General features: G+C 66.8%; 21 protein-coding genes. 10 read left to right on the top strand and 11 right to left on the bottom strand.

What is annotated here, in order from left to right:
- Positions 1-5 precede the first annotated feature (5 nt).
- The 6 genes from ACNA0R_RS10630 to ACNA0R_RS10605 all read left to right on the top strand — a co-directional run bounded on the left by ACNA0R_RS10630 (position 6) and on the right by ACNA0R_RS10605 (position 3,972).
- Positions 6-1,169 (top strand): NAD(P)/FAD-dependent oxidoreductase, encoded by a 1,164-nt coding sequence (locus ACNA0R_RS10630; protein WP_415825955.1) that lies wholly within the window; start codon positions 6-8, stop codon positions 1,167-1,169.
- On the top strand, positions 1,166-1,525 hold the full coding sequence (locus tag ACNA0R_RS10625; RefSeq protein ID WP_415825954.1) for a RidA family protein: 360 nt from the start codon (positions 1,166-1,168) through the stop codon (positions 1,523-1,525). The genes ACNA0R_RS10630 and ACNA0R_RS10625 overlap by 4 nt, the downstream gene beginning before the upstream one ends.
- 224 nt (positions 1,526-1,749) lie before the next feature.
- Entirely contained in the window at positions 1,750-2,130 is a 381-nt protein-coding gene (locus ACNA0R_RS10620; RefSeq protein WP_415825953.1) for a hypothetical protein, read from the top strand.
- 41 nt (positions 2,131-2,171) lie between these two features.
- The gene (locus ACNA0R_RS10615) at positions 2,172-2,687 is read left to right on the top strand and encodes a hypothetical protein (RefSeq protein WP_415825952.1); all 516 of its coding nucleotides are present in this window, start codon (positions 2,172-2,174) and stop codon (positions 2,685-2,687) included.
- A gap of 40 nt (positions 2,688-2,727) precedes the next feature.
- Positions 2,728-3,285, top strand: a complete 558-nt coding sequence (locus tag ACNA0R_RS10610; protein WP_415825951.1) for a hypothetical protein — start codon at positions 2,728-2,730, stop codon at positions 3,283-3,285.
- 12 nt (positions 3,286-3,297) lie between these two features.
- Positions 3,298-3,972 (top strand): hypothetical protein, encoded by a 675-nt coding sequence (locus ACNA0R_RS10605; protein WP_415825950.1) that lies wholly within the window; start codon positions 3,298-3,300, stop codon positions 3,970-3,972.
- A 53-nt stretch (positions 3,973-4,025) separates the two neighbouring features.
- Here the strand turns inward: ACNA0R_RS10605 and ACNA0R_RS10600 are convergent, their stop codons facing one another.
- The 9 genes from ACNA0R_RS10600 to ACNA0R_RS10560 all read right to left on the bottom strand — a co-directional run bounded on the left by ACNA0R_RS10600 (position 4,026) and on the right by ACNA0R_RS10560 (position 15,785).
- Complete coding sequence (locus ACNA0R_RS10600) at positions 4,026-4,373, bottom strand: c-type cytochrome (RefSeq protein WP_415825949.1); 348 nt, start codon at positions 4,371-4,373, stop codon at positions 4,026-4,028.
- 59 nt (positions 4,374-4,432) lie between these two features.
- Entirely contained in the window at positions 4,433-5,275 is an 843-nt protein-coding gene (locus ACNA0R_RS10595) for an SIR2 family protein (RefSeq protein WP_415825948.1), read from the bottom strand.
- 29 nt (positions 5,276-5,304) lie between these two features.
- A complete protein-coding gene (locus ACNA0R_RS10590) occupies positions 5,305-6,171 on the bottom strand; it encodes an MBL fold metallo-hydrolase (RefSeq protein WP_415825947.1) in 867 nt (288 codons plus the stop codon).
- 62 nt (positions 6,172-6,233) lie between these two features.
- Complete coding sequence (locus tag ACNA0R_RS10585; RefSeq protein ID WP_415825946.1) at positions 6,234-8,522, bottom strand: cytochrome c oxidase assembly protein; 2,289 nt, start codon at positions 8,520-8,522, stop codon at positions 6,234-6,236.
- A gap of 6 nt (positions 8,523-8,528) precedes the next feature.
- Positions 8,529-9,143, bottom strand: coding sequence for a cytochrome c oxidase subunit 3 (locus ACNA0R_RS10580; protein WP_415825945.1), 615 nt, complete (start codon positions 9,141-9,143; stop codon positions 8,529-8,531).
- Positions 9,140-11,044: a cytochrome c oxidase subunit I gene (ctaD, locus tag ACNA0R_RS10575; protein WP_415826069.1), complete on the bottom strand. Its 1,905-nt coding sequence runs from the start codon at positions 11,042-11,044 to the stop codon at positions 9,140-9,142. Before ctaD ends, ACNA0R_RS10580 begins: the two co-directional genes overlap by 4 nt.
- 89 nt (positions 11,045-11,133) lie before the next feature.
- The gene (coxB, locus tag ACNA0R_RS10570) at positions 11,134-12,201 is read right to left on the bottom strand and encodes a cytochrome c oxidase subunit II (RefSeq protein ID WP_415825944.1); all 1,068 of its coding nucleotides are present in this window, start codon (positions 12,199-12,201) and stop codon (positions 11,134-11,136) included.
- A gap of 133 nt (positions 12,202-12,334) precedes the next feature.
- Positions 12,335-14,626 carry an FdhF/YdeP family oxidoreductase gene (locus tag ACNA0R_RS10565; RefSeq protein WP_415825943.1) on the bottom strand — a complete coding sequence of 764 codons (2,292 nt, stop codon included), beginning with the start codon at positions 14,624-14,626 and terminating at the stop codon, positions 12,335-12,337.
- Positions 14,627-14,912: 286 nt separating this feature from the next.
- Positions 14,913-15,785, bottom strand: a complete 873-nt coding sequence (locus ACNA0R_RS10560; protein ID WP_415825942.1) for a phosphonopyruvate hydrolase — start codon at positions 15,783-15,785, stop codon at positions 14,913-14,915.
- A 144-nt stretch (positions 15,786-15,929) separates the two neighbouring features.
- Here ACNA0R_RS10560 and ACNA0R_RS10555 point away from each other — a divergent pair, with 144 nt between their 5' ends.
- Positions 15,930-18,275 carry an ATP-dependent DNA helicase gene (locus tag ACNA0R_RS10555; protein ID WP_415825941.1) on the top strand — a complete coding sequence of 782 codons (2,346 nt, stop codon included), beginning with the start codon at positions 15,930-15,932 and terminating at the stop codon, positions 18,273-18,275.
- 351 nt (positions 18,276-18,626) lie between these two features.
- Here the strand turns inward: ACNA0R_RS10555 and ACNA0R_RS10550 are convergent, their stop codons facing one another.
- Entirely contained in the window at positions 18,627-19,163 is a 537-nt protein-coding gene (locus ACNA0R_RS10550; RefSeq protein WP_415825940.1) for a ferritin-like domain-containing protein, read from the bottom strand.
- A 338-nt stretch (positions 19,164-19,501) separates the two neighbouring features.
- Here ACNA0R_RS10550 and ACNA0R_RS10545 point away from each other — a divergent pair, with 338 nt between their 5' ends.
- From ACNA0R_RS10545 to ACNA0R_RS10535, 3 genes are read left to right on the top strand one after another with little or no spacing between them, the layout of a single operon-like run.
- Positions 19,502-20,284 (top strand): gluconate 2-dehydrogenase subunit 3 family protein, encoded by a 783-nt coding sequence (locus ACNA0R_RS10545; protein WP_415825939.1) that lies wholly within the window; start codon positions 19,502-19,504, stop codon positions 20,282-20,284.
- A 1-nt stretch (position 20,285) separates the two neighbouring features.
- The gene (locus tag ACNA0R_RS10540) at positions 20,286-22,055 is read left to right on the top strand and encodes a GMC family oxidoreductase (RefSeq protein WP_415825938.1); all 1,770 of its coding nucleotides are present in this window, start codon (positions 20,286-20,288) and stop codon (positions 22,053-22,055) included.
- Positions 22,056-22,063: 8 nt separating this feature from the next.
- Positions 22,064-23,059 carry a c-type cytochrome gene (locus ACNA0R_RS10535; protein ID WP_415825937.1) on the top strand — a complete coding sequence of 332 codons (996 nt, stop codon included), beginning with the start codon at positions 22,064-22,066 and terminating at the stop codon, positions 23,057-23,059.
- Between the two features lie 30 nt (positions 23,060-23,089).
- On the opposite strand, the gene ligD is transcribed toward ACNA0R_RS10535, so the two are convergent.
- Entirely contained in the window at positions 23,090-25,987 is a 2,898-nt protein-coding gene (gene ligD, locus ACNA0R_RS10530) for a DNA ligase D (RefSeq protein WP_415825936.1), read from the bottom strand.
- Position 25,988: the final 1 nt, after the last annotated feature.

Raw genomic sequence — 25,988 nt, 5'->3', positions numbered from 1 at the left:
CCGTCATGACGGACGCTTCGCGTTCGGCCGCCGTCATCATTATCGGCGGCGGCCTGCACGGCAGTTCGGCGGCGCTGCACCTGGCGCGCGCCGGCGTGCCGGCGCTGGTGATCGAGAAGAACTATGTCGGCCGCCATGCCTCGGGGGTGAATGCGGGCGGCGTGCGCACGCTGGCGCGGCATCTGGCCGAAGTGCCGCTGGCGCTGGCCTCGCGCGAGCTCTGGTATCGCGTCGGCGAGCTGGTCGATGACGACTGCGGCTTCGAACAGCACGGGCAGGTGCGCGTGGCCGAGAACGAGGCCGACGCGGCGGCGCTGCGCGAGCGCCTGGCGACAATGCAGGCGCATGGCTATACGCATGAACAATGGATAGACCGCGACGAACTGCTGGCGATGATTCCGGCGCTGGCGCCCACGGTGCGCGGCGGACTGATCGCGCGCGAGGACGCCGCCGCCGATCCTTACCGCACCACCCTGGCATTCCGCCGCAAGGCCGCCAGCCTGGGCGCGCGTTTCCTGGAGGGCGTGCGCGTGCTGCGCACCGCCCATGAGCAGGGACAGTGGCGGATCGAGACCGACGCCGGCGTGTACACCGCGCCGCAAGTGCTCAACTGCGCCGGCGCCTGGGCCGACCGCATCGCCGCCGAATGGGGCGAGCCGGTGCCGCTGACCGCCATCAGCCCGATGATGCTGGTCACGCTGCGCATGGACCATTTCCTGGACGCGGTAGTGCTGGGCACCGGCCGGCCGTTGTCGTTCAAGCAGCGCGCCAATGGCACCGTGCTGATCGGCGGCGGCCGCCGCGCCTGGGTCGACCGCGACGCGGAATGGACCGAACTGGATTTTCATTCGCTGGCCGAAGGCGCGCGCACGGTGTGCGACCTGTTTCCGCACATGCGCCACGCGGTGGTGAATCGCGGCTGGGCCGGCATCGAGGCCGCCATGCCCGACGAGATCCCCGTGATCGGGCGCAGCCGCCGTTACGACAGCGCCTTTCATGCCTTCGGCTTTTCCGCGCATGGCTTCGAGCTGGGTCCGATCGTCGGCCGCATCATGGCCGACCTGATCACCACCGGCGCCACCGATCTGCCGATCGCACCGTTCGCCATCGACCGTTTCGCCGGCGCCACGGGCGCGCCGGTTTCCATTCCCAAGGAGCAGCACCCATGACTGATATCGTGCGCAAGGATTCCAATGAGCGCCTGAGCCGCATCGTGATTCACGGCGACACCGTGTACGTGGCGGGCGTGACCTCATCCGCCGACGGCGGCATCGTCGCGCAGACGCGCGACGTACTGGCCAAGATCGACGGCTATCTGGCGCGGGCCGATACGGACAAGACGCGCCTGCTGTCGGTGCAGATCTGGCTCAAGGACATCGAGCGCGATTTCGCCGGCATGAACCAGGTATGGGCCGAATGGGCGCCGGCCAATGCGCTGCCGACGCGCGCGACCTGCGAGGCCAGGCTGGCTTCGCCCGATCTGCTGGTGGAGATCATCGTCACGGCCGCCAGGCGCCCGGGCTGAGCCGGCGGGCCGGTGGCGCAAGCCTGATCCCGGCCGCGATCGCCGGCTCCCAACCGCAGCCGCGGGATCGCGGTCGGCGCATCAACAAGCCTGGTTACACGACATTACGGTGTCTGGTGGCCGCGAATCTACCTGGCGAGGTCGACCTCTGGCACCATTCGTTCCGCTGGCCGAGGGGATGCACGACGCGATCCCCGGCAGGTCGATTCGAATGGGAGCCCATCATGCCCTTTGCTACCACGGACGCCGACGTCTACATCCGCATCCTGATCGACGACCTGGTCGTTTCCCCGGGACAGACGACGGGCGTCTATTGGGTCGATAGTTCCCAAGCCCGCGTGTCCCGGGGCAGCGTGATCTGCTGGAAGCTCGAGCTGGTGAATCCGAAGTCGCCCGGTATCGCCACCTTCGTCGAAATCGGCGACTGCAGTGCGTGGGGCGCGACCGGAACGCCGCAGCTTGCCAGCGACAATACCGATAACACTGCATACGTCGGATCCGCGACAACCGCCGGGACGTATACCTATGACGTTTCCTTCGATGTCATTGCCAGCACGGGCAACCCGAGCACGATCAAGGTGACGCCCACGATCAACGTTACCTGAACACATCGTCGGTATATCCCGTCACCATAGTGGAGTCCGCCATGCTCATAGACGTACAGGTTTTGCCGCCGGCCAGGGATCTGGCTGCCGCTCAGGCCAAGGTCGCGCTTATTCCCTCGGAAGACTACAGTCCGACCAATCCCCAGACCGTGGTCAGAGTACTGGTTGACACTTCGAGGGTGGCGTCCACGGGCGGGGGTATGGTAAGCCCCGGCCAGGTCTACATGTTCGATAACCGAACCGACAACGGCAGCGCCGGGCAGGGGTCTCTGGAACTGAAAACAGTGGCGCACCCCAGGGACTACATCGGCTTTTATATCGATCCCCTCAACCCGAACCTGGGCGACCAGGTGGCCTTTATGGGTTTTGCGGTCACCAGCGGTGATGTGTTTGGCGGCAGCATCGGCCACCCGAAACAGGACACCTATAACTTCTGGGTAGGCCAGATCGTCAATGCATCGGCATCGACGTACAGGATCAGCTGCTCCTTGACGACCGGCGGGCTCAATCCCCAGACATACTTCTTCTCGTGGGATCCCTACATTTACGTGCAGTAGGGTGGATCGCGTACAGACCAGTTTCCAGAGGCGGCCCGTCATGACTATCGCATTCGGCACCGCGCCCGACGGCACGGATGACGCCATCAATTCCTTCCTCAACAATTTCGTCCAGGGCGGTTGCCTGGAAATGATGCCGGCCAAGGCCCGGTTCGATCCGCAGGACGTTTCCATCTCGGAAAGTTTGCGCATGTACTACCTGCGGACCGACGATATCGCATCGCCACGGCCCCTGGACAAGGCGACGGCCGGCTGCTGGCGCCATTTGCTGTTCTCCGATGGATCGGTAGTGAACGACATCTGCGTGGATGTCGATACCGATGGCAAGCCGATCGTCGTTTCGACCAGCATCGATACGCCGATGACAGCATCCACGGTAGCCGCGCTGCAGGCGGCGGAAGACGATCCACGTACCGCCGGCCAGGATTACGAGGTCCGTGAACTCCATTGCGTCAGGCCGGAATACGTGGCCGCGTTATGGCTGCATGGCGTGGCCGGCGATCTCATCGTTCCGATGGCGCCGACCGTGGTGGCAGGCCCGATCGCGCATCACAAGGTTTACGATGCCGCGGATTTTCTGGCCTGGTTGAAGCGTTGATGAGGACGGCCCATGGATACGACCAATGAACAGCGCCTGCCCAACTGTCTGTCGCTGAAGCGGCTTTCCCTGGAGGGCGCCGCGCCGGCGAAAGGTAGTGAACTCGTCGCAACCCCGGGAGGGGGGGCTTCGACCAGCTACCCCAACTTTTTCCAGGAGCAGCAGCACACCCACTGGTGCTGGGCGGCCGTGTCGACAGCGCTGGGCAATTACTATCAGAGCCAGACTTGGTCGACGTTCACCCAGCTGCAGCTCTATTGCGCGATGTTCGGACTGACGCCATCACAATGCACGGGCACCAGATATACGGATAGCCTCTGCAACCGGGACTACCAACTGATACCTCCGATGCAATATGTAGGTGTCTTCAGGAAGGGCGTGATCGGTACGCCTTCGCGGAATGCGCTCAGGATTGAATTGGTGAACGACAGGCCATTCGCGGTCCATCTGAATCCCAATACGGGTGCTGACGAGGGCCATTTCGTCGTCATCAGCGCATACAGCCCCGGGACCAGCGGCAACTCCTTGGCGCTGTGGTACGTATGCGACCCATGGGCGGCGGGCCTTATGCGCTGGGTCGTCTGCGACACCTTCCCGGAGAGGTATCCGGGCGATCCCAACTCGACCTGGGACTATACCTACTACACCGCCAAGGGCGCGCCCAATCCAGCATCAAGAGGGGGGTAGAACGCGGGCGTGAGGCGCATATCGGACGAGCCGCGCTTATCGGCGCGGCATCATCATTGATCCGGCGCGCCCGCCAGGACCCAGTCGACGAGGACTTGTACATCCGCATCGCTCAGCGTGGGATTGGGCGGCATCGGGACGGGGCCCCATACGCCGGATCCACCGGCCTTGATCTTCTGCGCCAGGTGCGCGCGGGCGCCGCCGTCATCCTTGTATTTCGCGGCGACGTCCTGGTACGCCGGGCCGACCAGCTTCTTGTCCGCGGCGTGGCAGCCCAGGCAGGCATGCTGGGTCGCGATCTGTTTGGCGCGCGCGGCGTCGGGAGCGGCTTGCACGTTGGCGAACGTACAGGAAAACAGCAGCGCGGCGGCGCCGAGCGCGCGGACGGGTAGCGTGTGCATGAGCTTGCTCCGGGGATGAAGGCAGGGATGTCGGTGCCCCGTTGCAGCAACCCGGGTGCCTAGGTCGCCGGCCGCCCGGCGGCATGATCCGCGTCGTCCGCGAGGTCGCGCAGGAAATCCAGCAGCGCCTTGCCGGGGTCGGTCTCCCGCGACGAGATCACTTGTATGCCCCACTCCGACAGCACCGCGCTGGCCACCGGGTTGTCGAGATGCCAGAAAAGATACGACGGCGGACGCTCGGCGACGTGCACGGGCTTGCGCCATAGCTTGGCCAGCTTCCAGAACAGCATGCGGATGTTGATGTCCGAAATGCTATAGCCGATGAACAACACCGGGTACACCAGCAGGTCCGCGCGCAGTTTCAGGTCCAGCGGCGATTCGAAGCTCAAGCGTTCGAAGTAGCTGGATTCGTCCAGCACCATGGAATCGGGATAGTCCAGGTCGCCATGGAACTTGATGATGGGCCGCGCCTCGCTTTCGGCCAGCGCGGCCAGGTCGCGCACGCTGGCGACCTTGATATAGGGCTTGCCGTAGGCATCATGCGCGCACTCCAGCCAGCGGTCGAAGTTGGTGGTGTAGATGCTGCGAAAGCGCGAGTGCACGATCAGCGCATGGATTTCGGATCGCTTGATGTCGATATCGTCGCGGTGCCACTCCGTGGCCATCCATTCACGCAAGGGATCCAGGCCGCAGCGCAGGCGGTAGTACTCCGCCAGCGCCCGCACGTCGCCATACTCGCAGAACTTGCCGGGATCCTCCTGCAGATGGCTGGCCATCTGCATGGCGAGCTCGGGCCCGGTGGGCAGGCCCAGTTCCGCGGATACGCCGGCGCCCGCGAACAGCACCAGGCGCCCGGCCCGGTAGGCTTCCCGCAGGCTGTCTATCGATGATTGCTGACTCATCCTTGGTAGATTTGTCTCGCTCGCGGCGCTCATGGGGTGGCGGGCCGCGGCACGGAAGGCGATGGCCGGGCCCGCATGGCGTCGAACTCATGCGGATCGTGGCTGCAGCAGATGGTGATCTCGCTACCGTGCTGCTGGCGCAGCGCGCGCAGCCGGGCCTGGTTGCCCAGCCGCGCCTTGCGGTCCTTTTCCATCATCCATTGATAGAAGCGCAAGCCCGGCGTACAGCGCGGCCGGTCCGCGTCGAGCTCCTGGTGATAAAAGTACGCGTCGCCGGCCTGCAGCAGCCAGCCGTCGCCGCGGCGTACCGCGACGCCGGCGTGGCCCAGCGTATGGCCGTGCAGCGGCACCAGGGCGATGTCCTCGTGGATGCCATCGATGGCGCGCGTCCCCGCGAATCCGAACCAGGCCTCGCCGCTTGCCGGATATTCTTTCCAGCGCCGTCGGGATGACCATTGCTGTGGCCGATAGCGTTGCCGGTCCAGCCAGGTGGATTGCCGCGCGGCGGCCTCGCGCTCGGGGCGCGAAAGGTGCACCGCGGCTTCGGGGAAGTCATCCAGGCCGCCGGCGTGATCGAAATCCAGGTGGGTGAGCACGATATGCCTGACGTCGCGCGCCTGGTAGCCCAGGCGTTCGATCTGCCGCACCGCCGTCATGGATTCCTTGAAATCCGGCTTCAGCAGAGACAGGAAAAATGCGCTCAGCCGTGTGCGTGGCGCATGTACGTCGCGCAGGCCGAAGCCCGTGTCGATGAGCACCAGGCCGTCGCTCGCGGTCTCGGCCAGGATGCAGTGGCAGCAGAGCGTGCCGCGGCAGAACAGACAGTCGCTGCGTCCATCCATGAGATGGCCGCCCAGCGGGCAGGACGAGATGCAATTCAGATGATGAAGTCGCATGATGGCGCCGTGGTGATACGACAGCGCCGTCGTTGCAAGCGGTATGCCGCGCTGTTTATGCGCTATTTCTTCAGCGCCTGCCGCATCTGGCCGACTTCCGTGCCCGATACGGGCGGTGCGTCATTGCCCCAGGAGCCGCGCACGAAGGTGAGCACCTGCGCGATCTGCGCGTCGGTCAGAATGGTATCGAAGGGCGGCATATGCTGCGACGCCGGCCCATGCTGGGTCGCGGCGCTATGGCCGCCTTCCATCACGATGCGCATCAGCGAGGTTTTGTCCTTGGCCAGGAGGGAAGGATTGCCGGCCAGCCGCGGGTAGACGTTCGGAATGCCGCGGCCGTCGGCCTGGTGGCATTGGGCGCAGAAGGACTTGTACACCGCCGCGCCGACCGACTCCGTGTCCAGCGTGCGGTTGCCCTGGTCCGCGGTAGCTTCCTTGACTTCCGCGCGGCCGGGAATATAGCGGCCCGCGTCTGCATTGGGCGGCAGGCTTTTCAGGTAGACCGCGATCGCCCGCAGATCGTCGTCGCTCAGGTGCTGCAGGCTGGTCTCTATAGTTTCCACCATGCTGCCGTAAGCCATATTGCCGTTGCTGTAGCCGGTCTTCATGAAGGCCGCCAGTTCGTCGACGCCGAGGCGGCCCAGGCCGGAGCCCATGCCGCTGTTCAGGTTGGGCGCGAACCAGTGGTCGTTGACGCCGCCGGTCAGGAAATGCGGCGATGTTTCGTCGTCGCCCCTTTCCTGGAAGGCCGGCCCGCGCGGTGTGTGGCAGGCGCCGCAATGTCCCAGCGCCTGGACCAGATAGGCGCCGCGATTCCATTGCGGGTCTTTCTCCGGCCGGGTTTGATAGGCCTCATCCGGCACGAACATGGCCTGCCAGCCGCGCAGCATCCAGCGCTGGTTGAAGGGGAAGGGCAGCGTGGTGGGTGGCGGCGACCGGTCCACGGGCGGGATATCGTGCATGACGTAGGCGTACAAGGCGCGCATGTCGTCTTCCGTCATCCGCGCGAAGGACGCGTAAGGCATGGCCGGGTAAAGCGGCTTGCCGCCGCGCGCGACGCCCTTGCGCAGCGCGCGGGAGAACTCTTCATAGGTGTAGCCGCCTATGCCGTGCCGGGGGTCCGGGGTGATGTTGGTGGAGATAATGGTGCCGAACGGCGACCAGAGCTCGCGGCCGCCCGCATAGGGCGCGCCGCCCTTTGGATTGGTGTGGCAGCCCATGCAGTCGCCGGCGCTGGCGACGTACTTGCCACGCGCGATGAGCATGGCATCGACGCCGGTGCCGGAGGTCGGGGCGGCGGACGCCGCCCCTCCGGCCTGGGCCGGCGGCGCGGCTTCCGCGCGCGGGGCACCGAACAGCGTCGCCGCCATCAGCGCGCCGGCGGCCGCGAGCAGCGCCGCGCCCGCCACCGACAGCGCGGGCCGCGACAGCCAGCGCCAGGCGACGTACAGCCCGCCAATCAGATAGGCCAGCCCGCCGGGCACCCACATCACCAGCCCGCCCAGCTGCTGGTCGCGCAGCGCATCGATGCCCAGAGCCGCCGCCGGTTCGATGTAGGCCGGATACCAAAGTCCCGGCGCCAGCGTGAGCAAAGCGCCAAGCGCGCCGGTATGGACCATGGTGGTGAACAAAGAGAGCATGGCATAACCGTCCGGCGCCGCGCGGCGCCGCATGCCGAAGATCGGCCACCAGAACAACAGCGCGCTGGCCAGGAAGCTGGCATGCTGCCAGGCGTGTATGGTGGGATCCGCCAGCGCGGCCTGGAAAAAGCGCGGCACGTGCCACAGCCACAACGCGGCGGCATGCAGCAGCCATGCGGCCAGCGCTCCCGTGACCAGATGCCAGGCGCGCAACAGCGGCGCCCAGCGCCAGGCTCGCGCGATGGGCCGCCGCCAGCCGTGCGGGAAGGCCCATAGCCACACGGCCAACGGTCTTCCCATCACCAGCATGGGCGCGGCAACGATCATCAGCATCTCGTGCTGCACCATATGCGCGGAAAAGAGCAGGCCGCTCAGCGTATCCAGCGGCGATGCCAGCGCGATGCACAACGCGACCCAGCCGCCGAGGAAAGCCAGCAACTGCCGGTTGCGGGCGTGGTCGCCTTCATGGGAAGGCGCATCGTGCGCGCGGCGCGCGCGCAGGCGCAGATAGCCGGCCAGATAGAGCAGCAGGCTCAGCCCGAGCAAGGCCGCCACCCAGGGCTCGGGCGCCGCGAAGAGCACCGGCCGGCCGGCCGCGCCGGCGGAGGCGACATGGGCGCGCGCCACGGCCGGTAAAAGCGCCATGGCGGACGATAGCGCCATGACGGCCAGGCCGCGCGGGCCGGGAGGGGAGGTGACCCGTTCCATCATTCCCCCTTAGAGACGCGGCGCCAGGTAAATGACCGCATAGACCGGTATCCAGCTGAACACTACGAAGTACCAGTACATTGCGTTTTCGCTGACATCGACGTAGCGCCGGCCGTCGAACGGTCCGGTGAACAGCAGCACGGTCAGCACTCCGGTGTCGATCGTGTCGGTCAGCAGATGGGTGGTATGCAGGCCCAGCAGGAACCAGACGACCGCGCCGTAGGCGTTCTCGTTCCACAGCACGTTCAAGTGAGTGAATTCCAGTGCGCGCAACACCAGGAAGGCGACCGCCAGGATCAGGCAGACGAACATCCACAAGGCGGCGCGACGGCGTAGCCGGGCCTCCGCCGCCCGCTTCGCCAGGTGGTTGGGCAGCAGGCTCAGCGCCAGCAGAACGGTGTTCACGGTGCCCCAGGCCATCCCGGGCGGATCCGCGCTGATCGGCCATTGCGGCGCCAGGCCGCGCAGGTAGAAGTAGCTCATGATGCCGATGGCGAAGACGGTGCCTTCGATCAGCATCAAGCCCAGGGTGCCCCACCACATCAGGCTGCGATGGCTGAAGCCATAGGTGGGCAGGCTGGATACGTCGATGACCTCGCCCGTCATGCGTTCGTTTCCGCTCATGGCCGCCGCTCCAGTCGCATTGCCTGCCGCGTGCCGTGCCGCCGCGGCCAGAACCACAGGATGAAGGCGGCGGCCACGGGGAACGAGAGCCAGACCACCGCCCAGGGCGTGAAGACCGATCCTATGAACAGGACCGAAGTCGCCACCGCGCTCAGGAAGGGCCAGAGGGACGGCGTGGGGAACAGCACCCGCAGATCGGGACGCGCGTCGACGGCCGTGGTCGACAGCACCTCGCGTGCATCGGCCGCCAGGCCCGCCACGCCGCCGCGGGGGCCGTCTTCCCACAAGGGGTTGGGCGATGCCACGACGGGCAGGCTATCGAAGTTGTGCGGCGGCGGCGGGCTGTCGGTCAACCATTCCAGCGTGCCCGCGCCCCAGGGGTTCGCGCCCGCCGGCACCCCGCGCCGCCGGTTGCGCAGCACGTTGTAGATGAAAAGCAGAACGCCGGCCGCCAGCATGCAGGCGCCGACGGTCGCGCCCAGGTTCATGCCGTTCCAGCCCATATCGGCCGGATACGTCCATACCCGCCGCGGCATGCCTTCCAGGCCCAGCAGATGCATGGGAAAGAAGGTGACGTTGAAGCCGATGAAGAACAGCCAGAAATGCCAGTAACCCAGTTTGTCGTTCAGCAGGCGGCCGGTGAACTTGGGAAACCAGTAGTAGAAGGCGCCGAACAAGGGAAACACGGCGCCGCCGAACAATACGTAGTGCAGGTGCGCGACGACGAAGTAGGTATCGTGTACCTGCAGGTCCAGCGACACGCTGCCCAGCATGATGCCGGTCATCCCGCCCATGACCAGGATGACGAAGAAGGCCAGCACGAAGCACAGCGGCACGCTCCAGCGCAGCCGTCCGGTGGCCAGCGTGACCAGCCAGCAGAAGATCTGGATTCCCGAGGGAATGGCAATCGACAGGCTGGACGCGGTAAAGAAACGCTTGCCCAGCTCCGGCATGCTGGTGGCGTACATATGATGCGCCCACAGCCCGAAGGCCAGGAACGCGACCGCGATCAAGGCCAGCACCATCGCCGGATAGCCGAATATCGGACGCCGCGCGAAGGTCGGAATGATGGTGGAGATGAAGCCCAGCGGTGGAATGAAAATCAGGTAGACCTCGGGGTGGCCGAAGAACCAGAACAGGTGTTGCCACAGCAGGACGTCGCCGCCGCGCGCCGGGTTGTAGAAATGCGTGCCGACCAGCCGGTCCAGGATCAGCGCCGTGCTGCCGAACATGACCGAGGGCATGGCGAACAGCACCATGAACTGCGTCACCAGGGTCGCCCACACGAACAGCGGCATGCGGTTCAGCGTCATGCCGGGGGCGCGCAGCTTGAAGATGGTGGTGATCAGGATGATGGCCTCCAGCAGCGCCGCCAGCTCGGTAAAGGTGATCATCTGCGCCCAGATGTCGACGCCCTTGCCCGTGGAGTAGTCCGGTCCTGACAGCGGCACGTAGGCGAACCAGCCGGCGTCCGGACCGGAACCCAGGACGAAGCCGCCGAACAGGAATAGCCCGCCGAAGACGAAGACCCAGAAGGCATAGGCATTGAGTCTGGGGAAGGCCACGCTGCGCGTGCCTATCATCAGGGGCACCAGATAACCGGCCACCGCCTGCATTACCGGCACGGCGAACAGGAACATCATGGTGGTGCCGTGCATGGTGAAGAGCTGGTTGTATAGCGTCGGGCCGATCAGCCCGTTGTCCGGGCGGATCAGCTGCAGGCGCATGGCCAGCGCCAGCAGACCGCCCAGCAGGAAGAACACGAAGGTGGCCAGCATGAAGCGCAGGCTGATGGTCTTGTGGTTGATGGCGCACAGCACGCCGCGCCAACCGGGCGGATCGCGCCAGGTATCGGCCAGCGCCTTGCGCGCCTGGGCGCAGGCCTCCGGGCCGTCCAGCAGGCGCGGCGCGTCGTCGTCCGGGCCTTGCGCCGCGGCGCTGACGGCGCCGCGGTGACCATCAGGCCGCGGGAGAGTATCGGGCACGGTCGTCATCGCAGGGACCCCAGGTAGTGCACGAGCGCCTGCAGATCTTCGGGCGGGAGCCGGGTGGGCGGCATCGTGGTCGCGGGTTTCATGGTGCCGGGCTGGGAAATCCACTGCGCCAGGTTCCCGGGCGTATTGGCGATGGCGCCGGCGGCGAGCAGCGGCCGGCTGGCCAGGTGCGTCAAGTCCGGTCCCAGGGTGCCGGCGGCCGGCGTGCCGCGTATCGTGTGGCACTGCGCGCAGGCGTTGCCCAGGAATATTCCCATGCCGCGCCGCGCCACCGTATCGTCCGGCCGCGCGGCGTCCTGCCTTTCATGGTCCGCCCAGCCGGCGTAGTCCCGCGCCGATACCGCCGACACCGAAAACGCCATCAAGGCATGTTCGGCGCCGCAGAACTCGGCGCATTGCCCGCGATAGTCGCCGGCGCGGTCGGCGCGCAGCATGATCTGGGCGTCGCGCCCGGGGATCATGTCGCGCTTGCCGTGCAGGTTGGGCACCCAGAAGGTATGGATCACGTCGGAGGACTTCAACGTTATCAGTACCGGGCGTCCCACCGGCAATCGCAGCTGGTTCGCGGTCACGAAGGCCGGACGGTCGCCGTCGGGCTGGTAGCGGGTTTCCCACCACCATTGATGGCCGATCATTTCGACATGCAGGGGATCTTCCATCGGCAGGCGCGACAAGGCGCGGTCGGTGAGGAAATCGGCAAGCACCAGGCCGCACAGCAGGACCACCGAGACGGCGGTGGCCGCCACGACGATGCGCCGTGATCGGCGTTCCGCCCGCGGGTCGGGCGGCGCCGGGTCGGCCTTCGTCGGGTCGCGATGCGTCCGGTCACCCCGCGCCGTTCCGATATGCCCGGCGCGAAGCGCTGCGCCGGTCCCGCGCCGCGCGGCCTCGGCGTCGGAGCGCGCCGCGCGCGTGCCCCGCCGGATGGCGGCGACCAGACCCAGCAGCACGGCGACGAAGACCGCCGTACATACCAGCAGGGTGATGTGCCACAACGCCAGTATGCGTTCGGCCTGGATGCCGGCCGGCGCCAGGACGCTTTGGCCGGGCGCGGCCGCGGCCATGGCGCTCCACAAGCCGGACCAGACTGCGCCGGCCCATGAGCCCGATCCTCGAACCGCCCGCCATAAGGCCCGCTGTCGCGCGGCGTCCCGCGCGGCCGGGCGTCGCTCCCCCACCCGCCGGCTCATGGATGTCTCAGGCCTCCTTGCGCAGCGTGATCGGCACCGATTTGGCGGCCGGCACCTTGCTTTCCTTGGCATGATGCCAAAGCGGGATCAGCGGATTGCATTCCGGGTAGTACGACCACGCGCAACCCGTGGGAATATTGAAGGGCCGCACGCGCAGGCCCCCCACCTCGCGCTTGAAGCCGTCGTGCGCCACCGTGCAGGCGGTCACGACGTCGTCCTCGCGCAGGCCCAGCCGCGCCATGTCGTCCGGGTTCAGCATGATCACCTGCCGCGTGCCATGGATGCCGCGGAAGCGATCGTCCAGGGCGTACACCGTGGTGTTGAATTGATTGTCGCCACGCGTGGTCATCAGGCGGATGACGTCCTCGCCCTGCGCCGGCATGTCGGGATCGCCGTCCAGCGTCTCCGGCACCACGAAGTTCGCCTTGCCGGTTTCCGTTTCCCATTTCCGTTCCGTCGCGCCCAGGGGGCGGTGGAAGCCGCCCGGGTTCCACATACGGAAATTGAAGTCCTTGAAGATTTTCGGGTAGGTCGCCTCGATGGCGTCGCGCACCAGTGCATAGTCCCCGACCCAGCGGTCCCAATCGACGCGGGGATTCGGCGGCAAGGTGGCCTTGGCGATGCCGGCGACGATGGCCGGTTCCGACAGCAGTTTGTCGCCGGGCGGCTCGTGGACGCCGCGCGATCCATGGAAGCAGCCGGTGCTGTCCTCCATGGAGACGGCCTGTTCCCCGGTCGCCTGCCGGTCGATCTCGATGCGGCTCAGGCAGGGCAGCAGGTAGGCATGCCTGCCGTGCAGCAGATGGCTGCGGTTCAGCCGTGTCGTGATGCCGACCGTCAGGTCGAGCCGCCGCCACGCCGGCTCCATGCGGTAATGATCCGGCGTGGCACGGGCGAAGTTGCCGCCCAGCGCCACAAAGGCCGATACCCGGCCATCCAGGATGGCTTCGCAGGCCTCGACCGTGTTCATGCCTTTTTTCGTGGGCGGATCGAAGTGATAGAGTTCGCGCAGCTTGTCGTTGGGGACGTGGTCGGGCTTTTCGGTGATACCGACCGTGCGCTGCCCCTGCACGTTGGAATGCCCGCGGATGGGACAGACGCCCGCGCCCGGTTTGCCGATGTTGCCGCGCAACAGCAACAGGTTGGTGATCATCTGCACGCTTTGCACGCCGTTGCGGTGTTGCGTCAGTCCCATGCCATACAGCAGCATGCAAGCCTTGGCCCGCGCATAGGTCGCGGCCGCCTCGCCCAGCGCGGCGCGCGTCAGGCCCGACTCGCGTTCGATGTCTTCCCAGGACAGCTCGCGCATTGCCTCCGCGAAGGCGTCGAATCCGTGCGTGTGCTCGGCGATGAAGGCATGGTCCAGCACCGGTTCGCCGCCTCGCGCACGGGCCTGGTCGTCCGCTTCTATCAGCCACTTGCACAGCCCGCCCAGCGCCGCGGTATCGCCGCCCAGCCTGAGCTGCAGGTATTGCGTGCTGATCTGCGTTTCCTTGCCCGTCAGCATTTCCACGGGAGACTGCGGGTTGGTGAAGCTGACCAGGCCAGGTTCGCGCAAGGGATTGAAGGTGACGATGGGCACGCCGCGCCGGCGGGCCTCCTGCAACGGATGCAGCATGCGCGGCGCATTGGTGCCCGTGTTGTGGCCAAAGAAGAACATGCAGTCGGTATGCTCGAAGTCTTCCAGCGTGACCGTGCCGACGGGTACGCCTATGGTCTTCGGCAGGCCGACGGACGTGCTTTCGTGGCACATGTTCGAGCTGTCGGGCAGATTGTTGGTGCCGTACATGCGCGCGAACAGCGCATACATGTAGGAAGTCTCCAGCGAGGCCCGGCCGGAGGTATAGAAAACCGTCGAGTCCGGGTCGCGGGCGCGCAAGAGCGCGCCGATCTCGTCGAAGGCCTGCTGCCAGCCGATCTCCACGTACGTGTCGGTGGCGGCGTCCCAGCGCATCGGCGCGGTTACCCTGCCGATAGCTTCCAGTTCATGGTCGGACCAGGACTCCAGTTCGGTGCAGGTGTGTTCGGCGAAGAAGCTCGCCGGCACGCGTTTGCTGGTGATGTCCCAGGCCGTGGCCTTGGCGCCGTTCTCGCAGAATTCGAAGGGATGGGGATGGGCCGGCTTGGCCCAGGAACAACTGACGCACATGAAGCCGTCGGGCTTGTTCTGCTGCATCAGCACGCGCGTGCCATGCATCAGGCGATGTTCCTTGACCAGGATGGACCCGACCGCGCGGGCGGATCCCCAGCCACCGGCCGGCTCATTGTGCGGGCCGGTTGAAGCGTGCTCTTTTGCCATTTGCTCGTACCCTCTTCGCCGGGCGGTCCCAACGCGAAAAGCCGGGAAGGGCGGTCCGGCGTGGCCGGATGAGCATTGGGAACCCGTTTATCGTCTATGGAGCCGAAGCGTTCGTTGGGAACGTCCTCGGCGCGGGTGCGGCGCCTGTAGCAGTTTCCATGCCTGTCGTGCCGAGCCAGGTTTCCATCGCGAGCGCCGGGCTGGTGCCGGCCCCACGCGGCTGATTGCTCAGCAATGACTGATACTTACCTTCGATAGTCCCCGGGGCTCCGGAGCGTGCGCCGGCTCAGCGCAGGTAGGCCGCCTCTATGCTCCGCATATGCTCGTCGCCTTGCAGGCGGATGATTTCCTTGACCGTGGGCAGGTCCTTGTCGACGCCGCGGATGCCGCCCTCCGCGCGTATCCGTGCGAAGACCGCGCGCATGGCGCCTACCGCGGCGCGGATGGCATGGTTGCCGTAGATCACCAGGCCTACCTTCCCCAACTGCTGTATGTCGGCTTCGGTCAGCTCCGGATAAGCCGTCGGCACCAGTACCAGCGGCGTCTTGCCAGGCCAGGCCTTGATGAAGGAAAGGACTTCGGCCGGCGTGGTCTGCTTGGAGTGAATCAGGATGGCGTCGGCGCCGGCCTCTTCGTAGGCCAGCGCTCGTTTCAGGGCTTCTTCCTGGCCCAGGCCGGCGATCAGGGCTTCGGTCCGGGCGATGACCAGGAAGTCCTTGTCGCGCCGCGCGGCGGCCGCGGCGGCGATTTTCCCCTGGAATTCCTCGACGCGGACCAGCTCCTGCCGGCCGCCGGCGCGCAGGCTGGTGTCCTTGGGGAAGGTCTTGTCTTCCATGACGACGGCCGAAGCGCCGGCCGCCTCATATTGCGGCACGACATAGCTGACGTTGACCGCGTTGCCGAAGCCGGTGTCGATGTCGGCGATCAGCGGGATGGAAACCACCGACGCGATGGCGCGCATCATGTCGAGATGCGTACCGGCCGACAGGATGTTGGCGTCCGGAACGGCATGGCTGGCGGAAAGCTCGAAGCCGCTGCCCCATATCGCGCCGAAGCCGGCTTCCTCGGCCAGTTTGGCCGACAGCGGGTTGTGCGCCGACATGGCGGTGAAAAGCTTGCCCGACGTGATGGCCTGGCGCAGCACCTGGTTCTTGTTCATGGATATTTCCGGTTTGATGATGGGATGGCAAGAGCGGTTGACTTGGCGAAGTTTCGCGCAGGCCTCCGCGATGCGCGACATCGATCGATCCCGGGCAGGCTCCGCCGCCGCTATACTGTATGAAAATACAGTATATGCTCATCCATGTCCGTCTCCGCCCGCGCGCCTTCCCGGTCCGAGGCCGCCCCAGCCTCCGCGCCGCCTGACGGCTATGTCGTCGCGGTGCGCGCGCTGTGCGATTTCACCGCGCGGCGCGGCGATCTCGATCTGCGATTCACACCGGCGCCTTCCGCGCAGGAAGGGCAGGCGGGGCATCTGTTCGTGACCCAGCGCCGTGGCGGAGCCTACGAAACCGAACTCAGCCTGACCGGCGCGCATGGGCCGTTGCGGGTGCGTGGCAGGGCGGACGGCTACGATGCCGCGCGCAACCGGCTGGAAGAGATCAAAACACACCGCGGCAGCGTCGACCGCATTCCACCCAATCATCGCGCGCTGCATTGGGCCCAGGCCAAGGTCTATGCCCATCTGCTGTGCCAGCAGCGCGGCTTGGATGGAATGGAGGTCGCGCTGGTGTATTTCGACATCGGCACCCAGCAGGAAACGGTGCTGGTGGAATCGCATGGCGCCGATGCGTTGCGCGACTTCTTCACGGAGCAGTGCGAACGCTTTCTGGCCTGGGCGCGCCAGGAGATGGCGCATCGCCGGGCGCGCGACGCCGCCCTGGCTGGCCTGGCCTTTCCCCACGGCCAATTCCGCGCGGGCCAGCGCGACCTGGCCAAAGCGGTCTTTCGGGCGGGGCGCGACGCGCGCTGCGTCCTGGCCCAGGCGCCGACGGGCATAGGCAAGACCATGGCGACGATCTTTCCCATGCTCAAGGCCGGCGCCGGTACGCTGGACAAGGTGTTTTTTCTTTGCGCCAAGACGGCGGGCCGGCAGTCCGCGCTGGCGGCTTTGCAAGGCCTGCGCCAGGATGCCGTCGCGCTGCCGCTGCGCGTGCTGGAGATGGTGGCGCGCGAACAGGCCTGCGAACATCCCGGCAAAGCCTGCAACGGCGATTCCTGCCCCCTGGCGCGTGGCTTCCACGACCGACTGCCCGCGGCACGCGCCGCGGCGCTGCGCGGCCACGCCATGGACCGCGCCGCCGTCCGCGCGGCCGGGCTGGCCCATGACGTCTGTCCGTACTTTCTGAGCCAGGAGCTGGCGCGCTGGAGCGATGTGGTGGTGGGCGACTACAACTACTACTTCGACTCCAGCGCGATGCTGTACGCGATGACGGTGGCGAACCAGTGGCGGGTGGGGCTGCTGGTGGACGAGGCCCACAACATGGTGGAGCGCGCGCGCCGCATGTACACCGCCGAGCTGCGGCTGGACGATATCGCGGCGGCGCGGCGCGTGGCCCCGCCGGTATTGCGCAAGCCGCTGGACGCGCTGCGGCGCATATGCCGGCAACTGCTGAAGGCGCAGGCGCGGCGCTATGCGGTCCACGAGGAGGCGCCGCCGGCGCTGCTGATGCAATTGCAGCAGACCGCATCGGCCCTGTCCGCGCATTTCGCCGAGCAGGGCGGCGAAGCGCCGGAACCGTTGCTGCAGCTGTATTTCGCTGTGCTGGCATTCGCGCGGCTGGCGGAGGACCTGGGTGACCATTCCCTGTTCGATATCACGCGCGACGACCTCGACGACGCCGGCAAGTCGCCCGGGCAAGGCGATCGGCCACGGGGCACGCTATGCGTCCGCAACGCCGTCCCCGCGCCGTATCTGTCGCCACGCTTCAAGGCCGCGCATGGCGCGGTGCTGTTCTCGGCAACGCTGAACCCCATGGCTTTTTATCGCGATACCTTGGGGCTGCCGCCGGATTGTGGCTGGATCGATGTCCCCGGGCCGTTTCGCGCGGAGCAATTGGACGTGCATCTGGTGGGCAACGTCTCGACCCGCTATCGCGACCGCGATGCGTCGATCCCCGCGATCGTCGATATCATGGCGCAGGCGTATCGGCAGCGTCCTGGCAATTACCTGTGCTTCGCCAGCAGCTTCGATTACATGAGCCGGCTGGCGTGCCAGCTGCAGGGCCGCTACCCCGGGCTGCCTTCATGGCGGCAGGCCGCCGGCATGGACGCGGCTGGACGCGAGGCCTTCCTCGATCGATTCGCGCCGGGCGGCGCCGGCCTGGGCTTCGCCGTGCTGGGCGGCATGTTCGGAGAGGGCGTGGACCTGCCGGGGGACCGCTTGATCGGCGCCTTTATCGTGACGCTGGGCATGCCACAGGTGAATCCCGTCAACGAGCAGATGATGCGGCGCATGGAGGCCCGCTTCGGCAGCGGCTTCGACTACACCTATCTGTATCCGGGCCTGCGGAAGGTCGTGCAGGCGGCGGGGCGGGTGATCCGCACGGAGACCGATCGCGGCATTGTCTACCTTATCGATGACCGGTTCCGGCGGGCGAAGGTGCGGGCCCTGTTGCCCGCCTGGTGGCGCCTGAGCACCCTGCGCTGAACCGTCGCGGGCGGGGGGTACCTCTTCTATGCAGCAGGACGAGGCGGCGGCAACCGCCATGCCTCCGGAGCGGGCACGCACATTGCACGTATCCCGCGCGGATGACAGGCAATGACAACGGATAGGCTTGCGACGATGCCCAAGGATCAGTGCGACACAAGAACCGCGGAGTATGCCGGCAACGATACGGCGGATATGCATGGCTGCCTGCGGCGGCGCAGGGACCGCCTGGCCGCGGGGCTCGCGGCCGTGGCGGCTCGGGCGGGCCGGTCCGGTCATCCGGCCGGCTCCGGCCACCGCGGCGCGGCGGCGGGCAAGCCGCCGTCCAAGCGAAGGAAGTAAACCGGGGCTTCAGACCTTGGCTTTCGCGTCGGGTATCTGCGCGAGTTCCAGGAAACGCCGCGTCACGCTGGCCATGTTGTGCTGCAACCAGTCGGCCATGGCTTGTTCTTCCGTCAGGATGCGCTCGCATATCGCCATGGTCTCGCGATCGCCCACCATGCGCGCCGCTTCGATCAGGTTGCGGTACGAAGCAATCTCGAAGTGTTCGAAGGCGTAGCTCATCATGCCGCCCTTGACGATCTCGTCGCTCGCGAACATGCCCATGGCGCCCTGCATGCCCGCCATGGTCTTGCCCGCCAGGTCTTTTATCGTCGATGTATCGCCGCCGCGGCGCTCGATGCATTGCGCGATCAGCTCGGCCTGGGCGCGCGTTTCCTCGATGTGCTGCTCGATGCGGCGCTTCAGGTCGGGATAGTTCTCGATGCGCTTGGCCATGGCGGTCAACATCGTTTCCGCCTGCTGTTCCATGGCGTGAGCATCGCGCAGCCAGTCCATGTAATGCGACTCCAGGACGTCCCTGTCCATGGTGATGCCTTCGTTGTCCATCGTCGTCTCCTGAGGGATTACCGCCGGCACATGCCGGCCGGGTCGCCAGCCCATGTCCGGGCAGATGCGAGAGGTTCCGCAGGCGCCATACCCGCGGGCCCCGTCTTCGTCTTCCCGCCGACGCGGCAGCGACGAGCGGCGTTGCCAGACGACACACGTCGCCACGATGTCCCTACAACGCAGGGGCAGGCGCTACTCAACCGCCATGCGAACCCGGGTGGGCGTAGCGCGGTTCGCACACACCTGTCCGGTGGTGCCCGCCCATGGCGCGATGCGCGGCGGGGCGCTCGGGAACGTCCTATGCGCCCCCGCCGCGCTGGTCCAGGGAGGGCACACAAATGATTCCGTCAAGACGCAGTTTCCTCAAACGCGCCGGTTTCGCGGCCGCGACCGTCACGACAGCGCCGACCGCGCTGGCCGCGCCCGCGCCGCAAGAGCAGGCGGCTTCCACCTATATTTTCCTGACCGCCGAGGAGGCCGCTTTCGTGCGCGCGGCGGTTGCGCGCCTGATTCCGCAAGACGAAGCCGGGCCCGGTGCCCTGGAGGCCGACGTCCCCAACTATATCGACAAGCAACTGGGCGGCGCATGGGGCGCCGGCGAGCGCCTGTTCCGCGGCGGCCCCTGGAAGCAAGGCCAGCCCACGCAGGGCTATCAATTGCCGTTCACGCCGGCCGAATTGTTCCGCAACGCCTGTCGCGCCTTGCGCGACGAGGCCGCGAAGGGCGGCACGCCTTTCGAGAAAAGATCGCCCGAGGAGCAGGACGCGTTTCTGCGCGATCTGCAGCAGAGCAAGCGCGACTTGAACGGCGTGCCGGCGAATGTGTTCTTCGAATCGCTATGGGGCATGACGGTGGAAGGTTTCCTGAGCGATCCGGTGTATGGGGGCAACAAGGACATGGTGTCCTGGAAGATGATCGGCTTTCCCGGCGCGCACGCCGCCTACTACCACCTGGTGGACCAGCACGGCATCGCCTACAACCGCGCGCCCCTGAGCCTGGCCGAGGACTCGCGCGGCGTCATCCATATCCACCCCGAAGTGCCCGCGACCGCCGGCAGCCCCGACGCCGGCATGCCATCCATGCCGGACCATGCGCCGGCCCGGCAGCAAGGGGGACGCTGACATGGCCACCAAACTACCCGAGACGGATGCCGTGCTGATCGGCGTCGGCCTGGTCGGCACCATGCTAGGCCGCGAATTGACGCGCGCGGGACTGCATGTGGTCGGGCTGGAGCGCGGCGAGCCGCGCTTTACCGTGCCGGACTTCCAGGGGCCGTACATGCACGACGAACTGCGCTACTCCGTGCGCAAGGCGCTGATGCAGGACAACACCAAGGAGGCCGTCACCTTCCGCAATAACAGCCAGCAGGAAGCCTTGCCCATACGCCGCTGGGAGAGTTTCCTGCCCGGAACCGGCCTGGGCGGCGCGGCGGTGCACTGGAATGGGCAGACCTATCGTTTCCAGGACAGCGACCTGCGCATGCGCACGCTGACCGAGGAGCGCTACGGCAAGAAGTTCATGGCGGACGACCTGTTCGTGCAGGATTGGGGCGTGGACGCGGCGACGCTGGAGCCTTATTTCGACCGCTTCGAATATCTGCTGGGCGTGAGCGGCAAGGCCGGCAATCTGAAGACCGGCAAGGTCGAAGGCGGCAATCCTTTCGAGGACGCGCGTTCGCGCGATTACCCGACGCCGCCGATGAAAGAGCCTTATGGTTCCGCCATGTTTCGCAAGGCGGCGGCGGGCCTGGGCTTTCATCCGTATCCGCAGCCGTCCGCGAACCTTAGCCAGCAGTACACGAACCCGGAAGGCATGACGCTGAACACCTGTATGTTCTGCGGCTTCTGCGAGCGCTATGGCTGCGAACACTATGCCAAGTCGTCGCCGCAGACGATATTGCTGCCGGTGCTGCTGAAGGACAAGAACTTCGAGCTGCGCACGCAGTGCCAGGTGCTGCGCATCAACGTCGACAAGGATGGCAAGCGGGCCACGGGCGTCACCTACGTCGACGCCGCGGGACGCGAGTTCGAGCAGCCGGCGAATCTGGTCATCCTGGGCGGTTTTGCGCTGAACAACGTCAGGATGCTGCTGCTGTCGGGCATCGGCCAGCCCTACGATCCGGCGACCGGCAAAGGGGTGGTGGGGCGCGGCTATGCCTATCAGACCATGAGCGCGGTGCAGGTCTTCTACGATGCCAGCGTCAATATCAATCCGTTCATGCGTTCGGGCGCCTGCGGCACGGTGGTGTCCGATTTCGTGTCGGACAACTTCGACCATGGGCCGCATGGCTTCGTGGGCGGGGCGTATATCGGCGAAGTCATGACCAACGGGCGTCCGATCGAATTCCATCCGACGCCGGTGGGCACGCCGCCGTGGGGATCGGAATGGAAGAAGGCGGTGATCCGGCACTACAACCATACGTCGGTGCTGAACGTGCATGGCAGTTCGGTTTCCTGTCGCGCCAATTACCTGGATCTGGATCCCACGTATCGCGATGCCTGGGGGCTGCCGCTGCTGCGGATGACCTTCGATTTCCATGAGAACGATCTGAAGATGTCGGGTTTCCTGACGGATCGGGCGCTGGAGATCGGCAAGGCGATGGGCGGGAAGGAGGTGCACGGGGCGGCGCGTCGGGGGCCTTATACGGTTACGCAATACCAGACCACCCACAATACCGGCGGGACGGTGATGGGCGACGATCGCTCCACCAGCGTGGTGAACCGTTATCTGCAGAGCTGGGACTTGCACAATCTGTTCGTGATCGGGGCGTCCAACTTTCCGCAGAACGCGTCGTACAACCCTACCGGCACAGTGGGGGCGCTGGCCTATTGGGCCGCGGATGCCATCGTGTCGCGGTACCTGAAGTCGCCGGCTCCGCTGGTCAATGCCTGAGGTGCGCCATGAAGATACGAAATCGCTTGTCGAAGGCGCTGGCGCCGGTATTGCTGGGCTGCGCGCTGGGGCCGGCTGTCGCGCAGGGGCAGGACGCCAGGCCCGATACGTCGCTGGGGCAGCGCATCGCCGCCAACGGCAATGCGTCCAAGGGCGTGCTGGCCTGCGTGACCTGCCACGGCGCCCAGGGCGAGGGCAACGCCGCCGGCGGGTTTCCTCGGCTTGTCGGACAATCGGCTGCCTATACGCGGGAGCAACTGGACGCCTACGCCGACGGGCGCCGGCAGAATCCCATCATGGCGCCCATCGCCAAAGGCCTGGCGGAGAATGAGCGGGCCGCGGTGGCGGCCTACTACGAGCAACTGCGCGCGCCGGCGCCGGCATCTGGCGCGGGGGCGCCCGGTGCGTCGACACCCGGTGCGTCGGCACCCGGTGCATCGGCACCCGGTGCATCGGCACCCGGTGGACCTGCACCCAACGCGCCGGCGGCGGGCGCATCCGGCGCGCCGGGGCAGGCGGCGGACGCGCGCAAGCGCGGCGAAACCCTGTTCATGGCGGGCGACGAATCGCTGCACGTGCAGGGCTGCGTGAACTGCCACGGGCCGGGCGGCGCCGGCCTGCCACCCTCTTATCCTTACCTGGGCGGCCAGCACGCCGGCTATCTGGCCGCGGCATTGCGCGAGTTCAAGAGCGGCACGCGCAACACCGATGCGAGCGGACAGATGCCGTACATCGCCCGTCAGCTGGGCGACGCGGACATCGACGCCGTAGCGGGCTATCTGGCGCAGTTGCCCCCACCCGTACGCGACGACGCCGAAGCCGCCGCCATCCGGCAGCGCGCGGCCCAGGGCGCGGCCACGCCTTCGCCGCGCCAGGCGGGTCCCGCCGCGCCCACCGGCACCGGAACGGAACAGGGCTCGCCCTTGACGGGCGGCGGCCAAGGGCCCGGCGGAGGTGGCGGCGGCTCCGGTACGGGCGCGTCGGGCAGCCCCAACGGGCGCTGACCGGGGACGCCGGGCAACCGCCGGCCCGGTTCAATCCCTGGGATCGAAGCCCAGTGCTTTCATGGCGGCGGAAACCGACTGAGGCTGGTAATCCTTCCAGGGATCGTTGCCGGCATCCAGCCGGGTGTGGGCGTTGCTGATGGCCCACTGCGCGCCGCTCTTGATCTCCGGCAGCTCTTCCCAAGCGATCGGCACCGATATCCCCAGCCCGGGCCGCGCGCGCGCCGACCAGGCCGCCACGGTGGTGGCGCCGAAGCCGTTGCGCAGGTAATCGGCGAATATTTTCCCGACCCGATTCTTGGGGCCGCTCTTCGCCACGAACAGCTGCGGCAGGGTGCTGGCCAGATGGCGCACGATCGCCTGCGAGAAATCCTTGACGGTGTCCCAGCCGTATTGCTTGCGCAGCGGCACCACCACGTGCAGGCCCTTGCCGCCGCTGGTCTTCAGCCAGCATTGCAGGCCCAGTTCGCGCAATAACACCTGCACCAGCCCGGCCGCCTGTTGCAGTGCCGCCCATTTCACCCCTTCGCCGGGATCCAGGTCGAACAGCATGCGGTCCGGCTTGTCTATCGCGGCCTTGACGGCGTTCCAGGTGTGGAATTCCACCACGTTCATCTGCGCGGCCGAGATGATGGCGACGTCGCTGGGCACTTCCAGCAGTGAAGGGTGGCCCGGATCGAGGCGCTGCGGCAGCGGTTTGACGCCCGGCATGGCGGCCTCCAGGTGTTTCTGGAAGAACAGCGGTTCCTGAATGCCCCCCGGCGCGCGCACCAGCGACACCGGGCGATTCTTCAGGTGCTCCAGCAGCAGCGGCGCCACCAGACCGTAGTAGCGCGCCAGGTCCAGCTTGGTCAGGCCGGTGGAAGGATCGATGACGCGGTCGGGATTCGAGAGCCGGCCCAGCTTGCCGTTGCTCGCGGGGCCGGCCGCGCGCGGGGCTTGCCGGGTCGCGGTCTCTTGGGGGCGGGCCCGCGGTTCCGTCGAGGCCTCTTTGGCGGTCTCCTTGGCGACCTCTTTGGCGGCTTTCTTGGCGGCTTTCACCGCGGTTTTCTTCGCGGCCTTGCCCTTGCCCGCATCGGCCGGCGCGTCGTGTTCGACGTCCGCCGCGCCGGCATCCTTGCCCACGGCCTTGGCGGGCACCGGTTTTTCCCGCGTGATGGCGCGCGCCGGCTTGTCGCCGCGCAAGCCCCGGAAGACGGAATGGCGGATGTGGCCGGACTTGGTCCATTCGCCGAACGAGACTTCGGCGACGAGTTCCGGCTTGACCCAATGTGCCTTGCGCGGCAGCTCGGGCTGCTGCGGCAATGGCCGTTCCGGGATTTCAATGGCTTGCAGCCGCCTGGCCATTTCGTTCAGCCCGCGCGTATCGAAGCCGGTGCCGACCTTGCCGGCGTAGCGCAGGCTGCCCTTGTCGTCGTGCACGGCTACCAGCAGCGCGCCCAGGCCCGTGCGGCTGCCGGCGGGATCGGTGTAGCCGACGATGATGAATTCCTGGCGCTGCGCGCACTTCAGCTTTACCCAATTGTCCGAGCGCCGCGAGACATAGAAGGAATTCCTGCGCTTGGCGATGATGCCTTCCAATCCCATCTTGCATGCGGACGCCACCAGTTCGGCCGGCGGGGCGTCGAAGGCGGCGCTGAAGCGTACAGGTCCTTCGGATGCGCCGCCCAGCAGTTGTTCCAGCAAGGCGCGGCGCACGGTAACCGGTTCTTCGCGCAGGTCGCGGCCGGCGACGAAAGGCAGGTCGAAGGCGTAATAGACGATGTCGCCCGTATGTTCGCCTTCGAAGGCGTTCTGCAGGGCCTGGAAGCTGGGCATGCCGTTGTCGGCCAGGACCACGATTTCGCCGTCTATCCAGGTTCCCTGTACTTTCAGCTTGGACAGGGCCTTGACCAGGTGGGGCATTTTCGCGCTCCAGTCATGGCCGTTGCGGGTGTAGAGCCTGGCGCCGTCCTCGTCCAGCCGCGCGACGATGCGGTAGCCGTCGAACTTGACCTCGTAGATCCAGTCGGCGGGGTTGGGGGGGACGCCGTCCACCAGGGTGGCGAGTTGCGGTTTGAGGATGGCGGGCAGGGCGCGGGCCACGCCCGGCAGCCGGCGTTCGCTGGCGTCCGTCGCTCCGTCGGCGGGATCCGTGGCGCTTTCCGCCGCGACTGCGCCGGCCGCCCTGGCGGCCCACTTCGTCGCTTTCTTCGCCGCGGTTTTCGTGGCCGCTTTGCCTGCCGCCTTCGTAGCGCTCTTCGTAGCCGCCTTCGTCGCTGCCTTCGTCGCCACTTTCCCCGCCGCTTTCGCCGCCTTCGCGGCGGGCTTGGCGGCCTGGCTTTCATCGCCGTCCGTGGACGCGCGGGCCGCGCGTGCCAGCGCCTTCTTGCGCTGCGCGCGCAGCGGCACGACGCTGTCGGGCATCTCGTCGACCACGCTGAACTCGGCGTCCGGCCGGGCGAACTCGTCGCGGTCCTTGATCAACAGCCAGGGCGGCTGGCGTTCATTCTCCTTGCCGTGCAGCCGCACCAGCGCCCAGCGTCCCTGCATCTTGGCGCCCATCAGATCGAACTTCAGATGCCCTTCGCGATAGCCCTTGCGCGGATCGCCTACCGGTCGCCAGGAACCTTCGTCCCAGATGATGACCTTGCCCGCGCCATACTGGCCCTTCGGAATCTCGCCCTCGAACTGGTTGTAGGCGATGGGATGGTCTTCCACCTGCACCGCCATGCGCTTGATCGACGGATCGTAGCTGGGCCCCTTGGGCACGGCCCAGCTTTTCATGGCTCCGTCCAGCTCCAGGCGGAAGTCGTAGTGCAGCCTGGTGGCCCAGTGCTTCTGTATGACGAAGGCGCGCGCGGTCTCGTTGGGCTTGCCGCCGCCGGCAGGCTCGGACGTGATGTCGAAATTCCGCTTCTGGCGGTATTTGGCAAGGGTGTCCGCCATG

Origin of the sequence: Bordetella sputigena, assembly GCF_965137885.1 — a bacterium.
Classification (GTDB): Bacteria; Pseudomonadota; Gammaproteobacteria; order Burkholderiales; family Burkholderiaceae_B; genus Bordetella_C; species Bordetella_C sputigena.
The sequence above is the reverse complement of the archived record's forward strand: the minus strand, read 5'-3'. Positions and strand labels throughout refer to the sequence as shown.